At 73.0% G+C, this 23,407-nt stretch carries 16 protein-coding genes; 6 read left to right on the top strand and 10 right to left on the bottom strand.

Going from position 1 to position 23,407, the window contains the following annotated elements:
• Positions 1 to 97: 97 nt before the first annotated feature.
• Entirely contained in the window at positions 98 to 1,087 is a 990-nt protein-coding gene (gene bla, locus ACFYZA_RS02370; protein ID WP_388486427.1) for a class A beta-lactamase, read from the bottom strand.
• Positions 1,088 to 1,395: 308 nt separating this feature from the next.
• Here bla and ACFYZA_RS02365 point away from each other — a divergent pair, with 308 nt between their 5' ends.
• The 4 genes from ACFYZA_RS02365 (at position 1,396) to ACFYZA_RS02350 (ending at position 4,789) form a co-directional block, all read left to right on the top strand.
• Positions 1,396 to 2,043, top strand: a complete 648-nt coding sequence (locus ACFYZA_RS02365; protein WP_382584398.1) for a DUF4956 domain-containing protein — start codon at positions 1,396 to 1,398, stop codon at positions 2,041 to 2,043.
• Positions 2,040 to 2,882: a polyphosphate polymerase domain-containing protein gene (locus ACFYZA_RS02360; RefSeq protein ID WP_388486425.1), complete on the top strand. Its 843-nt coding sequence runs from the start codon at positions 2,040 to 2,042 to the stop codon at positions 2,880 to 2,882. The genes ACFYZA_RS02365 and ACFYZA_RS02360 overlap by 4 nt, the downstream gene beginning before the upstream one ends.
• A 110-nt stretch (positions 2,883 to 2,992) precedes the next feature.
• The gene (locus ACFYZA_RS02355; protein ID WP_382584404.1) at positions 2,993 to 4,015 is read left to right on the top strand and encodes a trypsin-like serine peptidase; all 1,023 of its coding nucleotides are present in this window, start codon (positions 2,993 to 2,995) and stop codon (positions 4,013 to 4,015) included.
• 198 nt (positions 4,016 to 4,213) lie between these two features.
• Positions 4,214 to 4,789, top strand: a complete 576-nt coding sequence (locus tag ACFYZA_RS02350) for a TerD family protein (protein ID WP_382584406.1) — start codon at positions 4,214 to 4,216, stop codon at positions 4,787 to 4,789.
• A gap of 81 nt (positions 4,790 to 4,870) precedes the next feature.
• On the opposite strand, the gene ACFYZA_RS02345 is transcribed toward ACFYZA_RS02350, so the two are convergent.
• Positions 4,871 to 5,275 carry a peptidase inhibitor family I36 protein gene (locus tag ACFYZA_RS02345; RefSeq protein ID WP_388486423.1) on the bottom strand — a complete coding sequence of 135 codons (405 nt, stop codon included), beginning with the start codon at positions 5,273 to 5,275 and terminating at the stop codon, positions 4,871 to 4,873.
• Positions 5,276 to 5,968: 693 nt separating this feature from the next.
• Between ACFYZA_RS02345 and ACFYZA_RS02340 the strand changes: the two genes are divergently transcribed.
• A complete protein-coding gene (locus ACFYZA_RS02340; protein WP_388486421.1) occupies positions 5,969 to 7,375 on the top strand; it encodes a lipase maturation factor family protein in 1,407 nt (468 codons plus the stop codon).
• A 95-nt stretch (positions 7,376 to 7,470) separates the two neighbouring features.
• Here ACFYZA_RS02340 and ACFYZA_RS02335 read toward each other — a convergent pair whose 3' ends face one another.
• The 8 genes from ACFYZA_RS02335 to ACFYZA_RS02300 all read right to left on the bottom strand — a co-directional run bounded on the left by ACFYZA_RS02335 (position 7,471) and on the right by ACFYZA_RS02300 (position 21,807).
• Positions 7,471 to 8,127 carry a hypothetical protein gene (locus tag ACFYZA_RS02335; protein WP_388486419.1) on the bottom strand — a complete coding sequence of 219 codons (657 nt, stop codon included), beginning with the start codon at positions 8,125 to 8,127 and terminating at the stop codon, positions 7,471 to 7,473.
• A gap of 243 nt (positions 8,128 to 8,370) precedes the next feature.
• Positions 8,371 to 11,271: a condensation domain-containing protein gene (locus ACFYZA_RS02330; RefSeq protein WP_388486417.1), complete on the bottom strand. Its 2,901-nt coding sequence runs from the start codon at positions 11,269 to 11,271 to the stop codon at positions 8,371 to 8,373.
• Positions 11,258 to 13,054 carry an amino acid adenylation domain-containing protein gene (locus tag ACFYZA_RS02325; protein ID WP_388486416.1) on the bottom strand — a complete coding sequence of 599 codons (1,797 nt, stop codon included), beginning with the start codon at positions 13,052 to 13,054 and terminating at the stop codon, positions 11,258 to 11,260. Before ACFYZA_RS02325 ends, ACFYZA_RS02330 begins: the two co-directional genes overlap by 14 nt.
• Positions 13,055 to 13,102: 48 nt before the next feature.
• The gene (locus ACFYZA_RS02320; protein ID WP_388486414.1) at positions 13,103 to 14,995 is read right to left on the bottom strand and encodes a non-ribosomal peptide synthetase; all 1,893 of its coding nucleotides are present in this window, start codon (positions 14,993 to 14,995) and stop codon (positions 13,103 to 13,105) included.
• Positions 14,995 to 18,198 (bottom strand): amino acid adenylation domain-containing protein, encoded by a 3,204-nt coding sequence (locus ACFYZA_RS02315; RefSeq protein WP_388486411.1) that lies wholly within the window; start codon positions 18,196 to 18,198, stop codon positions 14,995 to 14,997. The genes ACFYZA_RS02320 and ACFYZA_RS02315 overlap by 1 nt, the downstream gene beginning before the upstream one ends.
• Positions 18,199 to 18,357: 159 nt before the next feature.
• A complete protein-coding gene (locus tag ACFYZA_RS02310) occupies positions 18,358 to 19,653 on the bottom strand; it encodes a non-ribosomal peptide synthetase (protein ID WP_388486409.1) in 1,296 nt (431 codons plus the stop codon).
• Positions 19,654 to 19,749: 96 nt separating this feature from the next.
• The gene (locus tag ACFYZA_RS02305; RefSeq protein WP_388486407.1) at positions 19,750 to 21,063 is read right to left on the bottom strand and encodes an MFS transporter; all 1,314 of its coding nucleotides are present in this window, start codon (positions 21,061 to 21,063) and stop codon (positions 19,750 to 19,752) included.
• A gap of 294 nt (positions 21,064 to 21,357) precedes the next feature.
• Complete coding sequence (locus ACFYZA_RS02300; RefSeq protein WP_388486404.1) at positions 21,358 to 21,807, bottom strand: DUF6299 family protein; 450 nt, start codon at positions 21,805 to 21,807, stop codon at positions 21,358 to 21,360.
• 329 nt (positions 21,808 to 22,136) lie between these two features.
• Between ACFYZA_RS02300 and ACFYZA_RS02295 the strand changes: the two genes are divergently transcribed.
• A complete protein-coding gene (locus tag ACFYZA_RS02295) occupies positions 22,137 to 23,270 on the top strand; it encodes a glutamate--cysteine ligase (RefSeq protein ID WP_382584438.1) in 1,134 nt (377 codons plus the stop codon).
• Positions 23,271 to 23,407 lie beyond the last annotated feature (137 nt).

Below are 23,407 nucleotides of genomic sequence, written 5' to 3'. Positions count from 1 at the left end.
AGACCCCCGGCCGGGCGGCACGCCGGGACGCGCCGGAAGGCGGGCCCACCCGGACCCGGCCTCCCCTCCCCGGAGCCCAGCACCCCCGCTCCACCCATCAGGAGGTCGGCAGCCCCAGGCCCCGCACGAGCGTGGACGCGGTGTTCGCGATCACCGCGTTGTCCGTGGGGGCGTCGGCGGCCTTGTGGCTGGTGTAGATCGCGATGATCACGGGGTGGCCCGACTTCGGCCACGCCACGGCGATGTCGTTGGCGGAGCCGTACGCATCGGTCGTGCCGGTCTTGTCGCCGACGGTCCAGTCCTCGGGCAGCCCGGCCCGGATGCGCTCGCCGCCGGTGACGGTGGCCCGCAGCCAGGTGTTCAGGGTGTCCCGGTCGGCCGGCGCCAGACCGCGTCCGAGGGAGGTCCTCGCGAGGTCGCGCCCCATGGCGGCGGGAGCCGTGGTGTCGCGCTGTTCGCCGGGCCGCCAGTCGTTCAGCTCGGGCTCCCAGCGGTCCAGGCGCGAGACCGGGTCCCCGAGGGACCGGTAGTAGCGGGTCATGCCCTGGGGGCCACCGATCTGGTGGAGCACCATGTTGCCCGCGGTGTTGTCGCTCTGGGTGATGGCCGCCCGGCAGAGTTCGGCGACCGTCATCCCCTTGTCGCCCTGCCCCTTGGTGACCGGCGAGTTGGCGACCTCGTCGCCGGCGCTCCAGTGGACGACCTTGTCGAGGAGCCCCGGCTCGACGTGCCGGGCCCGGTCGAGCACGGCCGCACAGGCCATGGCCTTGAAGGTGGACAGCGAGGGGAAGCTTTCGTTGCCCCGGTAGCTGACGGTCCGTCCGGTCCCGGTGTCGAGGGCGTACGCGCCGATGCGTACGTCATGGGTGGCTTCCAACTGCCGCAGTGCGTCCGCCACATCATGGGTGCTGCCCCCATGGAGCGGCGCCGGCCACGAGGGGGCGTGGGCGGCGGTGTGGCCCCTGGCTTCGGCCGCCTGCGCGGTGGAGGCGGTCCCCGTGCTGAGCACCGCGAGGGCGAGCAGCGCGGCGGGCCACTTCGCAGGGGAGCGGCGCAGGGCGGCAAGGCGTGTCGTGTTGTCTCGCATGCCACCAGAAGAACAGGCGGCGCGCCCGGCGTCCAAGAGGCGTCCCGGGAACACATCCATAGCGAACTGCCTATGGCACCTGTTGAGAGGGGGCACGGGCCGGCGGAGGCGGGACCGCGAACCGAGCACCGCAAGAGTGCTGAACTCGTCAGCCACACACCGGAATTGGCCAATGACCACTCGGATACATCAACGATCCGTTGGATTCGCTGACGAGCCGGCGAACGTTCACCCGTTGGCCTCCTAGAGTCTGGGTTCTCTTTCCGTACGCACACCTGCGTACGCGTACGCATACAGGGAGCGGAGCCATGGACTCGTTGCGTCATCTCGCCGCCCATCTGGGGCTCGACCTCACCGCCATCTGCCTGCTCACGTTCGCGATCTACTATCCGAGGCACCGACGGCGCGACCTCGTGCCCGCGTATCTCGCCCTGAACGTCGCCTTGTTCACCATCGTCGCGGCCCTCGCCGAAGTGGGCGGACGCGGCGGCATGGCGCTCGGCTTCGGCCTGTTCGGCGTCCTGTCGATCATCCGGCTGCGCTCCGACGCCGTACAACACCAGGAAGTGGCCTACTACTTCACCACGCTGGTGCTCGGCCTCATCTGCGGTCTGCCCCATCTCCGGTTCGCCCTGGCGGCGGCGCTGAGCGCCGTCCTGCTCCTGGTCGTGTACGCCGCCGACCACCCACGGCTGTTCGCCCGCGCCCGCCGCACGGTCATCACCCTGGACCGCGTCCACACCGACCCGTCGGCGCTGCGGGCCGACCTCGCCCGGCGCCTGGGCGAGCCGCAGCACTGGACGGTCATGGAGATCGACTTCGTACGGGACCTGATGGTCGTCGACGTCCGCTATCGCGAGCCGCTGGCGACGGTCGCCGCGCCCACGGCCACCCCGGGCCGGCCCGTCCACGCCGAGGCGCCGCGCCCGGCCGCGCCCGCCCTGGACACCGCGTGAGCATCGCCCGGGCCGCGATCCCGGCGCAGTCCGGCGCCCCGGCCGCCGAAGCCGTGCGGGCCGTCAACGAGGCGGCGTGGGGCGCCGACCCGATCTCGCTGGCCGAGCTCAACGACCGGTCCTCGCTGCTCACCCGCTTCGACCGCAGCTATCTGGTGCCCGCCCGCACCTTCCTCCGGGTGGCCGGCCGGCTCACCGAGGCCCACCGTCCGGGCGGCCCCTTCCGGGCGCTGGCCATCGACGGGCGCCGGGCCTTCCGCTACCACTCGGTGTACTACGACACCCCCGGCCTGCGCTCCTTCCACGACCACCGGCAGGGCCGCCGGCTGCGGTTCAAGGTCCGCGAACGCCTCTACGAGGACAGCGGGGAGCGGCAGTTCGAGATCAAGCTCAAGGGCGCCCGGGGAGACACGGTCAAACACCGCCGCACCCTCACCGGGGCCGACACCCCGCTCGGCGTCGCGCAGCGGGTGTTCCTCGCCGACACATTGCGGCACGCCTACGCGATCGAGGCGCCGACCGTGCTCGGGCCCTCGCTGTCCACCGACTACCTCCGGACCACGTTCGTGGCCGACGGGCAGCGCATCACCTGCGATGCCGGGCTGGTGTGTGTCGATCTGGGCAGCCACCGGGCCGTGCGCGCCGACGCCGGTCTCGTACTCGTCGAGACGAAGTCCGCCGGACACCTCACGGAGGCGGACCGGCTGCTGCACGCCCATCGGGTGCGTCCCGCCGTGTTCACGAAGTACTGCGGTGCGCTGGCCGTGCTGCGTCCCGAGCTGCCCGCCAACCGGTGGCGGCGCGCCGCCCACCAGGCCTTCGGGCCCGTATCGCACTGACCGGTCCGGCCGGCCGCTGGGCGCCGCGCCGGGCGGCTCGGCGCACTACTGCACACCAGCATGGCCGCCGTATGGTGGGCCGTCACATGTGTCCGGGCAGAGAGGAATTGATGGTGCGCAGGACCAGGAACATCCGACGTGCCGCCGCGCTCGCGGCCACGGTACTGCTGTCCGCCGGCCTGACTCCCGTCGCGTTCGCAGCGGGTGCCCCGTCAACACCGCCGGGCCCGGACGCCGCCGAGCTGGGCGCCTTCTGGACCGCGGCCCGTATGGAGGCCGCACAGCCCGGCGACACAGGTCCGGGTGACAAGGGTCCGGGTGACACAGGTCCCGGTGACACGGGTCGGGATCACTCCATGGGGGCCGGCACCACGGCGCCGACCGTGGACGGGCCCCGGCCCGGCGAAATCATCCCCCCGAGCAAGAGCTTCGACGGCATCCCCCAGGCGGGCACCTTCTTCTGGACGGACGCCTCCGGTACGGGGCGTACGTGCAGCGGATCAGTGGTGCGCAGCCCCGGCCGCAACCTGGTGCTCAGCGCCGGGCACTGCCTGAAGGGGTACTCGGGCAGTTCCCCCAAGCGGCACCTCGCCTTCGTGCCGCAGTACCACGACGGCACCACCCCTTTCGGTGTCTTCCCGGTCGAGGACAACGGCGTGTACGTCTCGCAGGAGTACTACGACAAGGGTGAACACGCGGGCGCCGCCTATGACTTCGGGTTCGCGGTCACCGAGCCCGACCAGGACGGCAAACGGCTGGAGGACGCGGTCGGCGGCGTTCAGCTCCTCACCGGATCGGGGTACGCCCACGCCCCCGTGCGCATGATCGGGTATCCCGGTGGCGCGCAGAAGCCGCTGGAGTGTCTGAGCAAGACCACGAAGTGGGTCAGCGACGACGCGGCCGACCCGGGCACGTTCGAGCGCATCGCCTGCGCCGGTTTCGTGGGCGGCACCAGCGGCGGCCCGATGCTGGTGGCGCGGCCGGGCGGCTGGGGGGTGGTCGGAGTCATCGGCGGCTACCACACCGGCGGCAACACCCCGCAGGTCTCCTACAGCGCGTACTTCGGCGCCGCCACGCAGGCCCTGTACAGGGCCGCGACCACCGGAGCGCCCCCGGCGGGCCCCGCCTCCTGATCACCGCGTTCCAACAACACCTCCCCGATCGGCGCCCCCTGATCGCACCTCCTCATCGCACCTCCCCCATCGGCACACTTCGGCCCTCGGCTCGAACAACCCGGGAATCACTTCAGGAATTGCGCAATCGTGGAACCGTAGCCGGGTACCGGACGTTCTAACCGGACGACGGAAAAGGCACAACCACGGAGGAAGAACATGGGCGTGAGCCTGGGCAAGGGCGGCAATGTCTCGCTGAGCAAGGAAGCCCCCGGCCTCGTGGCCGTCACGGTGGGCCTGGGCTGGGACGTGCGGACGACCACCGGCACGGACCACGACCTCGACGCGAGCGCGCTGCTGTGCAACGAGAGCGGCAAGGTGCTCTCCGACAGCCACTTCGTCTTCTACAACAACCTGACAAGCCCCGACGGTTCGGTGCGGCACACCGGCGACAACCTCACCGGTGAGGGCGAGGGCGACGACGAGACCATCAACATCGACCTCTCCGCCGTCCCGGCTCCCGTCGCGAAGATCGTCTTCCCGGTCTCCATCCATGATGCCCAGGCACGCGGCCAGAGCTTCGGCCAGGTGCGCAACGCCTACATCCGCGTGATCAACCAGGCGGGCGGCACCGAGCTGGCCCGCTACGACCTGAGCGAGGACGCCTCGACCGAGACGGCGATGGTCTTCGGAGAGCTCTACCGGCACGGCGCCGAGTGGAAGTTCCGCGCCGTCGGCCAGGGTTACGCGTCCGGGCTCGCCGGCATCGCCTCCGACTACGGGGTCAACGTCTGACGCGGACGGCGTTTTGCGGTCGGCCCGGCCCGTGTGTGGGGGTGCGCGGGTGCCGTACCCCCACACCGTCCCGTCCCGGCGTCAGCAGGCCTTGACGTGCCAGACCGGGGCGAAGTTGTAGCTGCCGTTGTACCAGTTGTTGGTGGGGTCGGTGTCGACCAGCGTGTTGTAGTTGCGGTCCTGGATCAGCGCGTGTGCGCCGCCGGTGTTGTCGTTGATCCAGGAGCCAACGCCGTTCCAGTTGTTGAGGTTGTATTCGGCGCAGTGGTACATGCGGAACATGGTTCCGGTGTAGTTCGCGCCGGTGTAGATACAGAAGTAGCCGGGCGTACAGCCCTCGTCCGGGCTCACGCCCGCGACACCGGCCACCGAGGCGCCGTTGTTGTCGTGCGGACCGGCGAAGGCGACACCGGAGGTGGCGGCGGCGAACGACAGCGCCATGGCGCTGATACCGAGTGCGGCCTTGGTTGCCTTGCGGATTGCCATGCTGATTCCCCTGTTGGGCTCTGCGGGGCCGGTCCCGTACCGGCCCTCGTGCCGTGTTCGTGATTGCCGGCCACTCGACGTGCCGGTCACCGTCGACCTCGACCTCAACCTTGGCCTCGGCCGACCAAGTCGCCTATTGGATAGGCCAGTTGAGACATCGCTCGGCTTGTCGATCCGGCGGCACAGCGATGCGGCGGTCGCTCTCGGCCCGGCCCGCGACGCAAAGACCCTCGCACGGACACCGCCCCTCGACGAGGGGGAAATCGGCTGTCGCGATATCGCCGATCGCAACGCCCTTCCCGGTGCCGGGAGATTTCGTCTGAGTTCCCCGAGGCGCCCCGGCCGGCCGGCACTGTGGCGTTTCCAGGTGGCCAGGCGGGCGAAACGGCCACCGGCCCGGGGACCCGCCCCGGCGGCGACGGCGCGATGCGACCACTGGCCGACCGCCTGCCGGCCACGCGCCTCCGCCCCACCGGGCCACCGGGCCACCGGGCCACCGCCCCACTGCCCCTCCGGGCCTCCGGGTCTTCGCGCCGCCGGGCAACGCCACGCCTCCGGCCCTCTTCCGATGATCACGGTTGTCGCGCGAGCGGGTGACGGGGCAGTCGGCCGTCTCGACCCGCACCCGGATCCCCGCTACGAAGAGGTCGCGGACTCTTCCGCCCTTCCGCTCCACCCTGGAGGCGCCCCGCCGTGCAGTGGTTCTCGTCGTCGGCGTACTGGTTCGGCCGACTCGTATTCCAGCGCTCGCTGGCGGCCGTCTATCTCGTGGCGTTCCTCGCGGCGGCCCTGCAGTTCCGGGCACTCATCGGGGAACGCGGGATGCTTCCCGTGCCCGCCTTCGTGCGGCGCGTGCCGTTCCGCAGTGCACCCAGCCTGTTCCATCTGCGGTACACGGACCGCCTGTTCGCCCTGTGCGCGTGGTCGGGCGCGGTGCTGGCGGGGGCGGTCGTCGCGGGAGCCGCCGATGCCGTGCCGCTCTGGGCGGCGATGGTGTGCTGGGCGGTGCTGTGGGCCCTGTACCTGTCGATCGTCAACGTCGGCCAGACCTGGTACGGCTTCGGCTGGGAGTCGCTGCTCCTGGAGGCCGGGTTCCTCGCCGTCTTCCTGGGGAACGACGACGTCGCCCCGCCGGTGATCCTGATGTGGCTGCTGCGGTGGGTGGTGTTCCGGGTGGAGTTCGGCGCCGGCCTCATCAAGCTGCGCGGCGACCCGTGCTGGCGCGATCTGACGTGCCTGTACTACCACCACGAGACGCAGCCGATGCCCGGGCCGCTCAGCTGGTTCTTCCACCATCTGCCCAAGCCTCTGCACCGGGCGGAGGTGGCGGCGAACCACTTCGTCCAACTCGTCGTCCCAGTAGCCCTGTTCACCCCACAACCCGTGGCGAGCATCGCCGCGTGCCTGATCATCTGCACCCAGCTGTGGCTGGTGCTCTCCGGGAACTTCGCGTGGCTGAACTGGCTGACCATCGTCCTCGCCGCCGCCGCCCTCGACGGCTCCCCCGTCGCGAGCCCACCTCCGCTCCCCCACCCTCCGCTCTGGTACGAGATCGTGGTCGCGATGGTGGCCGTGCTCGTACTGGTGCTGAGCTATCGCCCCGCCCGCAATCTCCTTTCGCGCGGGCAGCGCATGAACACGACGTACGAGCCCCTGCATCTGGTGAATTCGTACGGTGCCTTCGGGAGCATCACGCGCGTCCGGCGTGAAGTCGTCATCGAGGGCACGGCGGACGATTCGGTGACGGAGCGAACCGTATGGCGGGAGTACGAGTTCCACGGAAAGCCGGGCGATGTCCGGCGGCTACCGCGCCAGTTCGCCCCGTACCATCTGCGGCTCGACTGGCTGCTCTGGTTCCTGGCGCTCTCGCCGTCCTACGGATATTCCTGGTTCAGCGCATTCGTGGAACGGCTTCTGGTCAACGACCCCGATACGCTGCGCCTGTTGCGGCACAATCCCTTTCCCGACGCGCCACCCGTATTCATCCGCGCCCGCTCGTGGCGTTACCGCTTCACCACGTGGCAGGAACTCCGTACGACCGGGGCATGGTGGCACCGGGACGCACCCCGCGAATTCCTGCCCCCGACCACACTGCGCTGACCCCGCCGAGCCGGCCCATCGGGGTCGGCGGAGTCGGCGCGGTCCACTGGGTCGGCGCGGTCCACGGGCTGGGCGAGGTCAACGGGGTCACGGGGTCAGCGGACGATCTGGTCGCCGTCCGGCACGTCCTGGACGGTCACCAGGGGGCGCGGAACACCGAGCCCGTCGGCCACCGCGCGGGCGATGCCTTCGACGTCCTGGCCGGTCGGGACCGGCACCGGGTCCATGTCGCCGTAGCTCTCGATCGCCTTGGTGAAGTAACTCGGGTGCCAGGCACCGACCGCACCCCTGACCTCGACGGCGGCCACCGGCCGGCCCCCGGCCCGAGCCTTCAGGGCGGGCAGTATCTCGTCGGAGCGCAGCTCGCCGGGCACCTGGAACAGGCTGGCGTGCGCGCCCACCAGGCCGCCGCCGCGCAGACGGACCGTCACGGTGAGGCAGCTGGTCACACTCGGGTACGTGAGCACACCGCCCGGCGCGACCTCCTTGACCTGCCCTTCGGAGATGGTGGCTTCGAGGGGCGCCCTTCCCTCGCGCACGGCCGCCCCGGCCACCGCTTCCGCCCCGACGGTCGGGGCATGGGCGTCCGGCGCCGTTCCCTGCGTGCGCGCCCGCGCCGCCGAGCCCGCCCCGATCTGCAGGGCGAGCAGCGCCACCGGGAGCACCAGGGCGCCGGCCACGGCCGCCCGTCGTGCCGTCGGCCGTACGAGCACCGGGGCGGAGGCGGAAGGACGGGACTGCGGAAGGAACACGGAAACTCCTGCTGATCAAGCGGGGCCGGTGAGACAGGTGCGGGTGCACGCTCCTCGGCCGAGGGTGAGCCGACCACTGTACGCAGCACACATGTGGCCGCGCCCCATGCCTGGAGCCGCCATATGGCCACTCCACATGGCGGCTCGGCATGCGAAACCCGCTCCGACACACACCCACCTGTCCCCGCGCCGCATGGCTACGGGAACAACAACTACGGCGCGGGCATGGCCAGTTGACGACACCTAGCCCTTCATCGGCTCGATCATCGCCGTCAGTACCGAGTGCAGGTCCTCACCCGGAGCCGGGCGCAGGGCCGGGGCGAGGCGGTCCGCGCGGTAGTGCCAGCGGTGGTCGAGGTCACGGTGCACCTCCTGCTCGAAGGTGACGGCGCTGTCGCTGCCGAGCAGCGTCACCAGCTCGGCGGTCAGGTCGGACCAGGCCACGTGACCGCTCACCGCGTTGGCCACGCCGTGCACGGGTGCGTCCAGGCAGGACACCACCGCGCGGGCCAGGGCGGCCGCGTGCACCCAGGGCGCCCCGTACCAGTCATGGCCCCCGGCGCCGGCGGCGGGCAGGGCGATGGGGTGGCCGCCCAGGGCGGCCTGGTACAGCAACCCCGTCGCACCCCAGCGGAGTTGGTCGCGCAGCCGGTCGTGCGCGCCCCACACGATGGGCGACCGTACGGCGCTCGCGCCGCCCCGCCCTTCGGTGCCCGCCGCGCTCAGCAGGAGCCGCTCGCAGTCCAGCTTGGCCTGGCCGTACGGGCTCAGCGGTGCCTGCGGGGCCGACTCCTCGGGCACTTGGGCGGCCTTCGGCTGCCCGTAGGCGTCCACACTGCTCACGAAGACGAAGGGGCCGCCGCGCCACGCGTCGACCATGGCCCGCATCGCGGCCACGTCCACGTCGGGGCGGGTGAAGGTGCATGCGGCGTGGATCACGGCGTCCGCGCTCTCGACGGCGGTGCGCAGACCGTCCAGGTCGCCGAGGTCGCCCTCGATCACCTCGATGCCGTCGCCGCCGACCAGGTGCGCGGACTCGGGACGGGCCAGCGCGAGCACCGGCCTTCCCCGCGCGGCGAGTTCGCGCAGCACGAAGGCGCCGACGCCGCCCGTGCCGCCGGTCACCAGGACCGTGCCCTCGCGCGACCGGCGCGGTCGCGTGGAAGCGGCCGGGGCCGACGCGGCGACGGCAGACGCCCGGTCCGCGGCGCGCGCGTCGAGCAGTTCGGCGATGGCTCGGGGGGTACGGGTCTGCATGATGTCGAGGCCGACCAGCGGCAGGGTCAGCGCGGACCGCAGACGTTCGGCGAGCTGGACGGCGGCCAGCGAGTGGCCGCCGAGCGCGAAGAAGTCGTCGTCGGGAAGCGGCCGTTGGCCGAGGAGTGCCGCGAACCCCTCGGTCACCGCTTCGAGGTGGGGGCTCCTGGGTGTGGCCGGCGCCGGTGCCGCGGGCAGCCGTGCGGTGTCCACGGCGCCGTCGGCCGAGCGCGGCATCGCGTCGAGCAACATGACCGTGGCGGGGACGAGTTCACGTCCGAGGGCGCCGCGCAGATGGGTGCGGAGCTGGACGGGTGAGGGCCCTCCGGTGCGGCGCAGTACGGCGTAGGCGAGCAGGGGGCCGCCCGCCGGGTCCGGTACGTGTGCGTCGGCGATCTCGGGGTGGGCCAGCAGGCGGGCCTCGGCCGGATGGCGGCCGTCGTCCTCCGGCTCGGCGAGGCTGCCGGTGGGCTCCGGCTGTCCCAGCGGTCCCGGCCGTCCCGGCAGTGCGCACAGCGGGAGTTCGGGGTCGGCCGCCACGGCGGTGAGGAGTTCGGCGAAGGACGCGGCCAGGGCTCGGCCCGTCTCCTCGTCGAGGGCGGCCCTGCCGTACTGGACCAGGCTCGCGGGCTCGTCCGTGTCGCACAGGCCGAAGGTCAGGTCGAACTTGGCCTCGCCGACGCCCACTTCGACGGGGCGCGCCTCAAGTCCCGGCAGTCGCAGAGCGGTCCCCGCACCCACCACGTCGGAGGTGACTCGGACGAGGGCGGTGCCGTCGTCGCCCCGGGCCGCCGCGCCGAGCCGTTCCAGGATCAGGTCGAAGGGCACTTCGCGGTGCCGCTGCGCTTCGAGGAGGGCGTCGCGTACGCGCTCGACGAGGGTCGCGAAGCCGGGGTCGCCGGACAGGTCGACGCGCACCGGGAGGGTGTTGACGCACAGGCCCACCAGGCCGCGCATCGCCGGGCCCTCGCGGTGGGTGGCGGCGCAGCCGATGACGAGGTCGTGTTCGCCGGTGAGTCGGTGCAGCGCGGCGAAGGCGGCGGCGAGGCCCACGGTGAACACCGTGGCCCGGCGCTGCCGGCCGAGCTCGCGCAGCGCGGGCAGCACTTGCTCGCCGAGTGCGGTGGAGCGGGTCGCCGCCGGGTGTTCGGCCACGTCGGAGGGGAGGGTGAGCGGCCGGGGAAGGCGCGGCGGGGTGGCTCCGGTGAGACGCCGCGTCCAGTGGGCGAGACCGTCTTCGAGCCGGGCCGGGTCGGTGTGCTCGCGGCGTGCGAAGTCCGCGTACTGCGGCGGCTCGGGCAGCACGGGGGTACGGCCGTCCACGGCGGCCTCGTACAGTGCGCAGAGTTCCTCGGCCACGGTCTCCAACGAGCCGCCGTCGATGGCTATGTGATGGAACGTCAGCAGAACGGTATGGTCCCGCGGTCCGTGGCGCAGGACGAGGGCGCGCGGGATCGTGCCGTCGGCGAGGTCGAAGGGGCGGCGGGCCTCCTCGGTCAGGAGCCGGTCGCCGTCGTCCGGGGACTCGACCACGATGACCTCGATCGCCCCGGGGGCGGGCAGCGGCTCCTGGTAGGGCTCGTCGCCGTCGCGGCCGTAGCGGGTGCGCAGGATTTCGTGGCGGCGCACCAGCCCGGTGAGCGCGGTGCTCAGGGCGTCCGGGTCGAAGGGGCCGGTCAGCCGGGTCGCGAACGGCACGCTGTACTGGGCGCTGTGCCCGCCGAGCCGTTCCATGAGCCACATGCGGCGCTGGGCGTGGGTGAGCGGGGCGGGTCCGGCGGGGCGGACCTCGGCCTGCGCCGGGGCGGTGGAGCGGCCGGCGGCGCGGGCGCGGGCCCTGCGCAGCAGCTCTTGCTGCAGGGCGGCGGAGGTGTCAGTGGCGGCCATCGGTGTCCTCGGGCGCGTCGGGGTGCAGGTCGGTGTGTGCGGCGAGCAGGGCGCGCTCGACCAGGTCGGCGTGTCCGGCGACCGTGGGGGCGGTGAAGAAGTCGGCGAGGGACAGCTCCACGCCGAGGTCCTCGCGCAGTTCCTCGGCGACGACGAGAGCGAGCAGGGAGTGCCCGCCGAGTTCGAGGAAGTCGGCGTCGGGCCGGGTCACTTCGCAGCCGAGCGAGCGGCCCCACACCTCCGCGACGGCCTGTTGCAGCGGGGTGAGCGGCTCGGCGGCGCCGATGGTGTCGACGGCGGTCGCGAGGTCGGCGAGGGCCCGGCGGTCGACCTTGCCGGAGGTGGTGAGCGGCAGCCGGTCGACGACGGTCAGCTCGTCGGGGACCAGGTGGCCGGGCAGGAAGGCGGTCAGCCGGGCGAGGAGCGCCTCGGAGCGGGGCACCGGCCCCGGCCCGGCCACCACGAAGGCGGCGAGGCGGGCGTCGTCGGGGGTGGGGCGGCGCACGGTGACGGCCGCGTCGTCCACCTCCGGCTGCTCGCGCAGCGCGTGCTCGATCTCTCCGGGCTCGATGCGGAAGCCCCGCACCTTGATCTGGTCGTCGGTGCGGCCGTGGAAGTCGAGGATGCCGTCCGGGCGGGCGGAGACGAGGTCGCCGGTGCGGTAGAGGCGGCCGAGCATCGGGTGGTCGACGAAGCGCTCGGCGGTCAGCTCGGGCCGCCGGGTGTAACCGTGGGCGAGGCGGCTGCCGCCGATCCACAGTTCGCCGCGTACGCCGTCTTCGACGGGCAGGTCCGCCCCGTCGAGGACGTGGGCCGTGGCGCCGGCCACCGGGCGGCCGATGGGCACGGGCCCGTCGCAGTCGGCGTCGCTGACGCGGTGGGCGGTGGCGAACGTGGTGGTCTCGGTCGGGCCGTAGCCGTTGACGAGCTCGACCCAGGGGAAGGCGCGCAGCACGGCACGGGCGTGCTGGGCGGCCATGGCCTCGCCGCCGACGACCACGGTGCGAAGGAGCGTGAAGACGCGCGAGCGGCGGGCGGCGAGCTGGTGGAAGAGGGCGGTGGTGAAGAACGCGACGGTGACGCCGTGCCGTTCCACCTCCTTGGCCAGGTCCTCGAAGGAGGGCCGCTCGGTGGTGCACACCACGACGGCGGCGCCGTTGGCGAGCGCCGACCACACCTCGAAGGTGGATCCGTCGAACGTCGCCGGGGAGTGCAGGAGCACCCGGTCGCGGGCGGTGACGGTGACGTAGTCCGGGGCGGTGACGAGTTCGGCGATGGCGCCGTGCGGGATCGCGACGCCCTTGGGGCGGCCGGTGGATCCGGAGGTGAACATGACGAACGCGACGTCGTCGGCGCCGGGGCCTTCGCCGGGCATCTCCAGGTCGGAGAGCTGTTCGTCGCCGGGCAGGGCGAGGACCGCTCCGGTCGGTGCGGCCGCTTCGAGCAGCTTGCTGTCGCCGATGGTCAGCGTGGCGCCGGAGTCTTCGAGCATGGCGGCGGTACGGGGCCCGGGGTGCGCCGGGTCGAGGGGCACGCAGGCGGCGCCGGCCCACCACAGGGCGAGCTGGGCGACGACGGTCCCGGCCGAGCGTGGCATGAGGAGCGCCACCGAGTCACCGGGGCGTACGCCCTGGTCGTGCAGGTGCGAGGCGAGGCGGCGGGCCCGCGAGACGAGCTGCGCGTACGTCAGGGTGGTGTCGCCGTCCGCCACCGCGAGGGCGTGCGGAGTGCGTTCGGCGTGCCGCGCCACCAGGGCGGGCAGGCCGGTCTGTGCCACGGTCACGGTCGTTTCCTTCCGGTCGTCGAGGGGAGAGGCCGCGGGTTCGTCACGTCAGGACCCCGGGGTGCGGGCGGTGGTGCGGCGCCGGTCGAGGACGGCCGCGATCGCGCGCAGGTCGGGCTGGCGCAGCAACTCCGGTGCGCGCAGCCGTACTTGGGTCTCCCGCTCCAGCACTTCGAGGAGGCGGGCCGCGAGGATGGAGGTGCCTCCGGCGTCGGTGAAGTTGTCGTCCAGGGTGGTTTCGGGGCGGCCGAGCAGGTCGCGGACCGAGGCGAGGACGAGCCGTTCGTCGGCGGTCGCGTCGCCGGGCAGGGCGGCCTCGGCGGCGCGTGCGGGCGCCTGTCCGGCCTGCTGGAGGAGGGCCGGCCGGTCCACCTTGCCGTTGGCGTCCAGCGGGAAGGCGTCCACGAACCGTACGGTCGAGGGGACGGCCTGCTCGGGCAGCCAGGCCCGTACGGCGGCGATGAGTTCGTCGGCGGCGGGCGTGGTGCCGGGGGCGGCGAGGACGTACGCCACGAGCCGGGCACGTCCCTCGGTGTCGCGCGGGGCGGTGACCACGGCGCTGCGGACGTGGTCGTGCTGCTCGAACGCGGCCTCGACCTCGGCGGGTTCGATCCGCACTCCGCTGATCTTGACCTGGTCGTCGAGACGGCCGAGGAATTCGAGGCGGCCGTCCGCCAGCATGCGTACCCGGTCGCCGGTGCGGTACATGCGGTCGAGGTCCGGCAGTTGGGCCGGCGGGGCGGTGAAGCGCCGTGCGGTCAGCTCCGGGTCGAGGTAGCCGAGGGCCAGGCAGTGGCCGCCGACGCGCAGTTCGCCGTCCGCGCCGCGCGGGAGGACCGTGCCGTCGGCGTCGGTGACGGCGACGGTCGCGCCCGCGATCGGGGTGCCGATGGGCGGTGCGGCGTCGACGGCCACGTCGGGGTCGGTGGGGCGCATGGCGTGGGTGGTGGTGACCACGGTCGCTTCGGCGGGACCGTAGGCGTTGTGGACGGTGGCGGTGACGTCGGGCCCGGGGCGACGGCGCATCCGGTCGCCGCCGACCACGAGGTGACGGATCTTCAGGTCCTGCGGCCAGGGCCGGTCGAGGAGCGGTTCGACCATGGGGGTGGCGGAGACGGCGACCGTGACCTCGGCGTCGCGCCACCATCCGGTGAGGGCGGCGGGGTCCCAGCGGACCTCGTCCGGGGCGGGTATGAGCGCCGCGCCGGAGGTCAGCCCGCCCCACAGCTCGAGGAGGTGCGGGTCGAAGGCGACGCCGATGAGGAGGGACTGCCGGTCGCCGGGGGCGAGCGAGGTCTCCGCGCGGTACCAGTCGAGGAGCGCGGCGAGGGCGGGTTCGGCGACGGCGACCGCCTTGGGGCGGCCGGTGGAGCCGGAGGTGAGCACCGCGTACAGGGCCTCGGGCGGCGCGGTACGGGCGCCCGGCGCGACCGGAGCGAAGGCGGCCACCACGCAGGTGGCGGCGTTGACGCCCTCAAGCGACAGAGGCAACTCGACCTGAGCGTACCCATCTTGACGGTGTGTCAGAACGGCGGGGTCACCGATGAGGCATACGACGCCGATGTCCTCGGCGACGGCGCTGATGCGGCGCTCGCCCGGGCGCGGGCCGAGCGGCAGGTAGACGGCGCCGAGCCGGGCCAGGGCGACCGCGGTGACGACCAGGGCGGCCGAGCGGTCGAGGCAGACTCCGACGAGGTCGCCGGGCCGGACCCGGTCGGCCAGCGTCTTCGCGACGGCGTCCGCCGCCTCGTCGAGCTCCGCGTACGTCCAGCGGTGCTGCCCGTCGATCACGGCGGGGGCCTCGGGAGAGGTGCGCACCCACTCCTCGTAGCGCGCGAGGACGCCGGGGGTGGCGGGCCCGGCGAGGGAGGCGCCGCGCAGGACGCTCAGGGAGGCGTCGGTGGCCATGGGGTGCTGACGGTCCATCAACTGCTCGGTCATCACGACTCCTTCGGCGTACTGAGGGCGGGGGTGGCGGTCTCGGCGGAGGCGGTCGCGGCGAGGGCGCGGGCCTGGTCGGCGAGGACGGGGTGCTGGAAGAGCAGGCGCAGCGAGGGGCGTTCGCCCAGGCGCGGCTCCAGCCAGGCCGCCAACTGCGCGGCGAGCAGGGAGTGTCCGCCGATGTGGAAGAAGTGCGAGCTCTCCTCGAAGCGGTCGTGCCCGAGCACCTCGCGCCAGCCCTCCGCGAGCAGCACGACGGCGGGGTCCCGCGAGAGTGCGGGGTCCGTCATCGGCGGCGCTTCCTCGACGGGTGCGGCGGGGGCCAGTTCGGCGGCGAGGCGCGCGAGGGCCACCCGGTTGGGCTTGCCGCCGGCCAGTGTGGGCATGGCGTCCAGGAGGACCCAGCGGCCGGGCACCAGGGCGCCGGGGAGGCGGTTGCTCAGCTCGGCGTGCAGGGCCTGCTCGTCCCACTCCTCGGTCTCGTCGGCGCGCTCGCGGAAGGCGACGAGGCGGGGGCCGCCGCCGGACTCCTTGTCGAGGACGACGGCGCAGGACCGGCCGCCGAGCGCGGCGGAGGCCGCGGCCTCGACCTCTTCGAGCTCGATGCGGTAGCCGCGCAGTTTGATCTGGTTGTCGCGGCGGCCGAGGAAGCGCAGCAGCCCGTCCTGGCCCCGGTAGCCGAGGTCGCCGGTGAGGTAGACGCGCTCGCCGCCGAGCGCCTCGACGTTGACGAAGCGGGCGGCGGTGGCCTCCGGGTTGCCGACGTATCCCTCGGCCAGCCCGGCGCCCGCGATGGCCAGTTCACCGACGGCGCCGGTGGGCAGCGGGCGCAGGCCCTCGTCCAGGACGTGGATCCGCTCGCCCGGCAGTTCGCCGCCGAGCGGGATCTCGGCGCCCTCGACGAGGCTGTCCCGGGTTATCTCGTGCACGGTGGAGCTGATGGACGCCTCGGTCACGCCGTACACGTTGAGCACGGAGAAGGGGGTGGCGGTGTCCGTGTCCGTGTCGGCGAAGAAGCCGCGCATCACGTCCGCGGGGATGCGTTCGCCGCCGAGGACGATCAGGCGCGGCGCCCAGCGCCCTTCCCCGAGGACCGGCAGGAGGTCTTCGCGGGTGGCGAGGAAGTAGCTGGTGGGCAGGTTGGCCACGGTGACCCGGCCGGCCGCGAGGAGCTGGGCCAGTTCCCCGCCCGTCGGCACGTCCTGCTCCGGTACGACGAGGCAGGCGCCCGCGTGCAGCGAGGGCAGCACCTCTTCGAGTGCGACGTCGAAGGACGGCTGGGCGAACAGGAGCACCCGGTCGCCGGCCGCGAGGCCGAAGCGCTCGGCCGTGCCGGTCAGGTGGTTGATCAGGGCGTCGCGTCCGACGGCCACCGGCTTGGGTATGCCGGTCGAGCCGGAGGTGTGGATGATGTACGCCGTGTTCGGCACGGCCTTTGCCGGGCGCGCGGCGGGCAGGGCGGGTGCGTCGACGTGGGCGCTCGGCAGGCTCTCGGGGACGCGGACCGGGCTGCCCTCGGCGGTGAGGACGAGCGCGGGGGCGAGGCGCTCCAGGAGCAGCTCCAGGCGGGCGGCCGGGTCGGCCGGCGACAGCGGGCAGTACACGGCGCCGGTGCGCAGGCAGGCGAGCAGGGTGACGACCGAGTCGACGCCGCGCGGCAGGACCGCCGCCACCGGCTGTCCGGCGCTCACACCGGCGGCCAGCAGCCGCTCGGCGAGCGAGGCGACCTGGGCGTCCAGGTCGCCGTAGGTGAGCCGGCGGGCGCCGATCAGGAGGGCGGGCAGCGACGGGTCCTGGCCTGCGGCCGGGTCGAGCGCGTCGCGGTCCTCGGGCACGGCGGGCGCGGGCTCGGGTTCCGCGAAGGTGGTGGGGAGCGCGAGGTCGCCGAGGACGGTGGCGGGCGCGTCGAGGTAGGCCCGCAGCAGGTCGAGGAAGCGCTCGGCGAGCAGCTTGGCCACGGGCTCGCCGAACAGGTCGGCGTCGTAGTCCCAGACGAGGGTCATGCCCGCCGTGCCGTGCCGCAGGCTGACGCCGCGCCGGTCGTCGGGGAGCAGCACCACATCGAGGTCGAAGCGGGTGGTGCCGGTGTTGAATCCCTCGAACAGGGTGACTTCGAGGCCGGGCACGTCCAGTTCGGGCAGGGGCGCGTCGTGGGCGCTGAACATGACGCTGAACAGCGGGTTGTCGGCGCCCGAGGTGTGCAGGCCGAGGGCCCGGGTCAGCTCCTGGACGGGCACTTCCTGGTGTGGGAGCGCGCGGATGAGGGTGTCGGTGACCTCGTCCATGGTGTCCTCGGCCGGTGCGGCCGCGTCCAGGGTGAGGCGGAGCGGGATGGTGTTCACGAACATGCCGACGGCGTCCTCGAAGCCGCGCGGCCGGTTGCCCACGGCGGTGCCCACCACCATCTGGCTGCGTCCGCTGTGGCGGCGCAACAGTTCGGCGAAGAGTCCGAGGAGGGTGGCGAAGGGGGTGAGTCCGCGTTCGCGGGTGTGGGCGCGCAGCCGCTCCGCGAGGTCCGCGCCGATCGACTGGCGCAGCTGTCCGCCGTGGTGGCGGCGCCGGGCACCGGGCCGGGTGAGGCCGGGCAGCGGCATGTCGTACGAGGCGTCGCGCAGCGTGTCGGACCAGTACGCCAGGCTCTTGCTCAGCTCCTCGGCCCGTACGTCCTCCGCGCGGGCGCGCACGTGGTCGGCGTACGAACTGGGGGTGCCCAACTCGATGGTCTCGCCGAGCACTTGGGCCCGGTAGACGCTGAAGACGTCGCGCAAAAGGATCGCGAAGGAGTGGCCGTCGTGGATCAGGTGGTGTTCCACGTGGATGAGCCGGTGCTGGTCCTCGGCGAGCTTGACGAGGGTCCAGCGGATCAGCGGCGCCTCGAAGGTGTCGAGCGGGGTCTCCGCCTCGTCGCGCAGCAGCTTCTCGAAGGCGGCCTCGGGGTCGGCTTCCCAGGAGATGTCCACGGTGCGCAGCCGCGGCAGGCAGACGTCGGCCACCCGCTGGCCCGGCATCGCGCCCGGCACGGCGACGAGTTCGAGGCGCAGTCCGGTGTGGCGGGCGAGCGTGGCGGCGAGGCCGCTGCGCAGCGCGTCGACGTCGAGGGTGCCCCACAGGTCGAGCGAGGCCGTGAAGTTGTAGGCGCGGCTGCCGGGCTGCACTTGCTCGTGCAGCCAGACGATCTCCTGCGAGGAGGAGAGGGGGAGCATGGGCGATCCCTTGGGTTGTCGGGTCGGATGGTGCGGAGCGCGGTCGTGCGCCCGCACGGCGGCGCGCCGGCCGGTCCGCGGATCGCGCGGCACGGACGGATGCGGGCGGTTGGGGGGTACGCGGCCGTCCGGGGACGTCCGTGTGCGGCGCGGGGGTGGCTAGTGGGTCGGCGCCTCGGCGGGCAGTGCTCCGCGCAGGGCCGCGAAGGCGTCCTCGGCCGCGGCGTCGTCGAGGACCGTGCGGTCCCACACCATGCGGAGATGGAGTTCGGGGCCCTGGGTCGCGGAGACGGCGAAGGGCGCGCGGACCTGGCGGCCGCCGATGTGCACTTCGCGGCCCGCCGTCCCGCCGAGCGCGAGCGGTGTGCGGTGGCGGGCGTCGTCCACGGTGAGCAGGCCGTCGAGCCTGCCGGACCAGGCGGAGCCGCCCGCGCGGGCGGCCCGCACCACTTCGTCGAACGGGGTGTCGGCGCGGTCCAGGTCGTCCCACCACTGTGTGGCGGTGACCTCGGGTGCCGCGGCCGATCGGGTGTCGGCGGGGAAGACCACGGTGTTGAGGAAGCAGCCGAGCACCGGCTGCGCACCGGCCGGCCGGCCGCCCCACGGGTAGCCGATGGGCGATACGGGGCCGGTGCCGTACAGGGCCTCGGCGGCCGCCCGGCAGGCGTCGAGCAGTGCCGGGAAGGGGACGCCTCCGGCGGGCGAGGGGAGCTTCAACTCCATCGCCCCGCTGGGCAGTTCGGCGGATATGGGGCGCGTTCGGGGCGGCGGAGCCTGTTCGCGTACCGTCCGCAGCCGCTCTCCCCAGTACGCGAGGGCGCGGGGCGAGGCCGCGCGGTCCTCGGCGTCGAGCTGGCGCAGGACGGCGTCGCGGTACGCGGCCAGTTCGGTGGCCGCTTCGGCGGGCGACAGGTCGTCGGGGCCGAGGCGGTCGCGGTAGGCGGCGCCGAGTTCCTCGACGATGCGGGCGAGTGACTGGCCGTCGCAGGCGGTGTGGTCCAGGACGACGGCGAGCAGTTCCTCATCGGCGTGCGCGGTGTCCTGGGCGAGGAACAGCCGCAGGGGCGGGCCCTGTGCGGCCCAGCCCGCGAGCGTGCGGCGCAGCGCGTCCTCGGCGCTCTCCCCGGGTGCGCAGTCGACGTGGTCGAGGGGTACGTCCGCCGGGTGCGGCCGCAGTGCGGGCGTGCCGCGTACGACGCACGGCTGGGAGCGCAGTACGGGGTGGCGGGCGGCCAGGTGGCAGGCGGCGGCGCGCAGCCGTGCCGGGTCGACGGTGCCGCGCGGGAACGCGAAGAACATCGGGACGATGTCCGCGCGGCCCGCCGGGTCGAGGGCGCGTACGAGCAGGAAGCGCCGCTGGGCCCCGGTGACGGGCAGCAGTGCGGCTGCCGGGTCACCCGCGTCGCCGAGGCGCTGGTAGCGGGCCAGATACTGGCCCGTGATGCTGGGGAGCACGTGGTCCTCTCTCGGGTCGGAAACTCTCGGCGTGGGGGGCGGGTGTGAACGGGCTTGCCGTGGGGCGGAGTTGGGCGGGTTCTGCGGCTTCGCGGGTCAGGCGACGGGAACGCTCTCGTCGTGGCCGGGGGACGCGAACTGGCGGTCGTCGTCCTCGGGGTGCGGGGTGTCGGGGAGTTCACGCATGCGGCGCAGCGGGGAGAGCAGCAGCGGCAGGGGGACGACGAGGAAGCCGACGGCGCAGATCCACAGCGCGGTGCGCGCGCCGGACGCGTCGGCGACGGCGCCGCCGACGAGCGCGCCGAGCGGCAGGGTGCCCCACATGAGGAAGCGCAGAGTGGCGTTCATGCGGCCCAACAGCCGTGGCGGGCACAGGGTCTGACGGAAGCTCACCTGCGCGACGTTGTAGACCACGGCGCCGAAGAAGACGACGGCGGAGGCGAGGGCGAAGAGCGCGGCCGCGGCGCCCTTGCCGGACAGCGGCCACAGCAGGGCGAACGGGCCGGTGGCCAGGGCGGAGAGCCAGATGATGCGGGCCTGGCCGAAGCGGGCGGCCAGACGGCCCGCGCAGAGCGCGCCGGCGAGTCCGCCCACGGCGGAGGCGGAGAGCATCACGCCGACGGCCGCGGGCGCCAGGCCGAGGACCCGGACCAGGAAGACGGTCTGGGTGGCCATGAGCATGGCGGTGAAGAAGTTGCCGAGGCCGGTGGCGCCCGCGATGACACGCAGCAGCGGGTGGCCGAGGACGAAGCGCAGGCCCTCGCCGACCTCCTTGCGCAGAGAGGCGCCGGGGACCGGTTCGGGCTTGGCTTCGGGGCGGCGGATGGCCAGGAGGAACACGGCGGATATGGCGTAGCCGATGGCGTCGGCGACGATCGCCAAGTGCGCGCCGACGAGCTGGACGAGCCCGCCGCCGAGGCCGGGCCCGGCGACCTGCGCCGAGGAACGTACCGTCTCCAGGGCCCCGTTTCCCGCCACCAGGTGCTCCCGGGGCAGCAGTTGGGGCAGATAGCTCTGGTGGGCCACGTCGAAGAAGACCGTCGCGACGCCCACGACCAGTGCGACGACGTACAACTGAGGCATCGTCAGCACGCCCGCGACCGCCGCGAGCGGGACGCTGGCCATGGCGAGGGAGCGCACGAGGTCGGCGCGGATCATCAGTGACAGCTTGCGCATCCGGTCGACCCAGGCCCCGGCCGGCAGTCCGATGAGCAGGAACGCGGCGGTCTCCGCGGCGGTGAGCAGTCCCACTTGGAAAGCGGGTGCGTCGAGTTCGAGCACGGCCACCAGGGGCAGCGCGACCAGCGTGACTTGGGCGCCTACCTGCCCGGCCGCGGCTCCGGCGAGCAGAAGGCGGAAATCGCGCATACGGAGCAGACCACCGGAAGCGGCCTGGGACGAAGGGGACATGCACGAGACCTTCACCTCAGGCCGATCAGGAGTCAAAACAAACAGGACACTTTCGGTCGTTTCTTATGCCATTCTGGTAGTGGATCAAGAGAATCAACGGCCAGATCAGGGCAACCACCGTATGAATTACAGGTGTTGACACCTGTCGACAGAGGACTTCCAGCACTGGGGAGCGAGCCTTTCCGGGGAAGAGCGCACCCCTGGCCCCCATGAATGCAGGTATGTCCGAAACTCACCGTCCCCACACTTGCGCGGGCAACCTTGCGCGCGCTCAGCCGTCGGGGTTGCGGGCCGTCACTCCACGGCGGGGCGCAGCTCCACCTGGCGGCGGTCGGCGGCGATGACGGAGGGCAGCGGAAGCCCGCCGCGCATGACCAGCTGCACGAGGGTCGCCTGGACGTCGACGGGCCCGGCCTGCGGGGCGGGCCCGGTGCCGAGCCGCCCCCGGTTGACCCAGGTGTGCTCGGCGCCGTCGCACTGGGCGGCGATGCCGTTGAGGCCGTACCGCACGGTGCCGCCCTGTGCCGAGACGATCCCCACCGAGCTGGCCACGAGCACCGGGCCCTGGCCGGTCGGCGCGGAACAGCGGTAGGTACCGGACAGGGCGATGGTGCCGTCCCGGGAGACCGTTCCCGTCGGATCGGCCGACACCGCTCCGGAGGAGGCGGCGGCCGGGCCGACGGCCACACCGAGAAGGGCTCCGGCGGCGGCGACGGCCCCGGCGGCGACAAGACTTACGCGCATCGGCAGATCTCCTACATCGTGACGTGAGTGGGGCGCGCGGGCGGCACGTTCCCCCACCCGCGCTGGCCCAAGGAATACCGTGGGCGCGCCCGCCCGCCGGGGATTCACCCCGGACGGCGGCGTGTCCGGCGGGGCGGGACGGCTGGTGCCCGGGTGATGTGGTGGGTGCCGTTCGGACGGGTGGGGCGGAGGGTGCCGGGCCGCGCGCGGTGTGACCGAAAGAGGGCCCCGCACCGGGAACCGCGAACGGCACGGGCCGGGCATGCTGGTGCCCCCGGCCGTTTACCCGTGCCGCCCGACGGGCGCTCGGACAGGATGGGAGCGTCATTTTGCGCACCGTAGGCGTGGAAGAGGAATTGCTCCTGGTCGACCCGGGCACCGGGTACCCCTGTGCCCTGTCCTCGGAGGTGCTGGCCCGTCTGGCCAAGTGTGCCGCCGCCGGAGGCGGTGCGTCGGCGAAGACCTTCGAAGGTGAACTCCAGGGTCAGCAGCTGGAGTTCGGCACCCGGCCCCACACGGACATGGACGAACTCGGCGCGGAGATCATGCGCTGGCGCCGCGAGGCGGCCCGGCACGCGGCGGAGGCCGGGGCGGCGGTGGCCGCCCTCGCCACCTCTCCCCTGCCCGCGCGGCCGGCCGTCAACGTGGGCCGGCGCTACCAGTGGATGGAGGAACAGTTCGGTCTGACCACCCAGGAACAGCTCACCTGCGGTTGCCATGTGCATGTGTCGGTCGCATCGGACGACGAGGGCGTCGCGGTAGTGGACCGGATCCAGCCGTGGCTGCCCGTCCTGACCGCGCTGAGCGGGAACTCCCCGTACTGGCAGGGCAACGACACCCTCTACAGCAGTTACCGCAGCCGGGTGTGGGGGCGTTGGCCCATGTCCGGACCCACCGGGGTGTTCGGCTCGGCCGAGCGCTACCACGCCCAGGTCGACGACATGGTGACGAGCGGGGTGGTACATGACCGGGGCATGATCTACTTCGACGCCCGGCTCTCCCACCGCTATCCCACGGTGGAGATCCGGGTCGCCGATGTGTGTCTGGAGTCCACCACCACCCTCCTCGTGGCATGTCTGGGACGTGCACTGGTCGAGACCGCCGCCCGTGACTGGCGCGCGGGGCTGCCGCCGGTGGGACACGGGGTGCAACTGCTGCGCCTGGCCGCGTGGCGGGCCGCCCGCTCGGGCCTCGAAGGCGATCTCCTGCACCCGGAGACCATGCGGCCGGTGCCCGCACCCAATGTCGTACAGGCACTGCTCGACCATGTACGGGAAGCCCTCGAAGACAGCGGGGACCTCGCCTGGGCGCGCAAGACGGCGGCGGAGCTGCTCGCCCACGGCAACGGCGCCCTCATCCAGCGCGCGCTGCTCGCCCACACCGGAAGCCTCGGCAGTGTGGTCGCCGCATGTGTGCGCCGCACCCTGGGCGAGCGCGAACTCAGGTGCACGGCACCGGAGTGACATCGGACCGCCCCCACCACACGATCCGGCCCATACACAACACCCACACCTCAGGGCCGGACCTCACTCGATGTGCCTATCAGGGCCACCGCCGCACCACTTCATCACCCTCAGCGGTCTCATCTACTGTCAAGTGG

The sequence above is a fragment of the Streptomyces sp. NPDC001828 genome, from assembly GCF_042892175.1.
Taxonomy (GTDB): Bacteria; Actinomycetota; Actinomycetes; order Streptomycetales; family Streptomycetaceae; genus Streptomyces.
The sequence above is the reverse complement of the archived record's forward strand: the minus strand, read 5'-3'. Positions and strand labels throughout refer to the sequence as shown.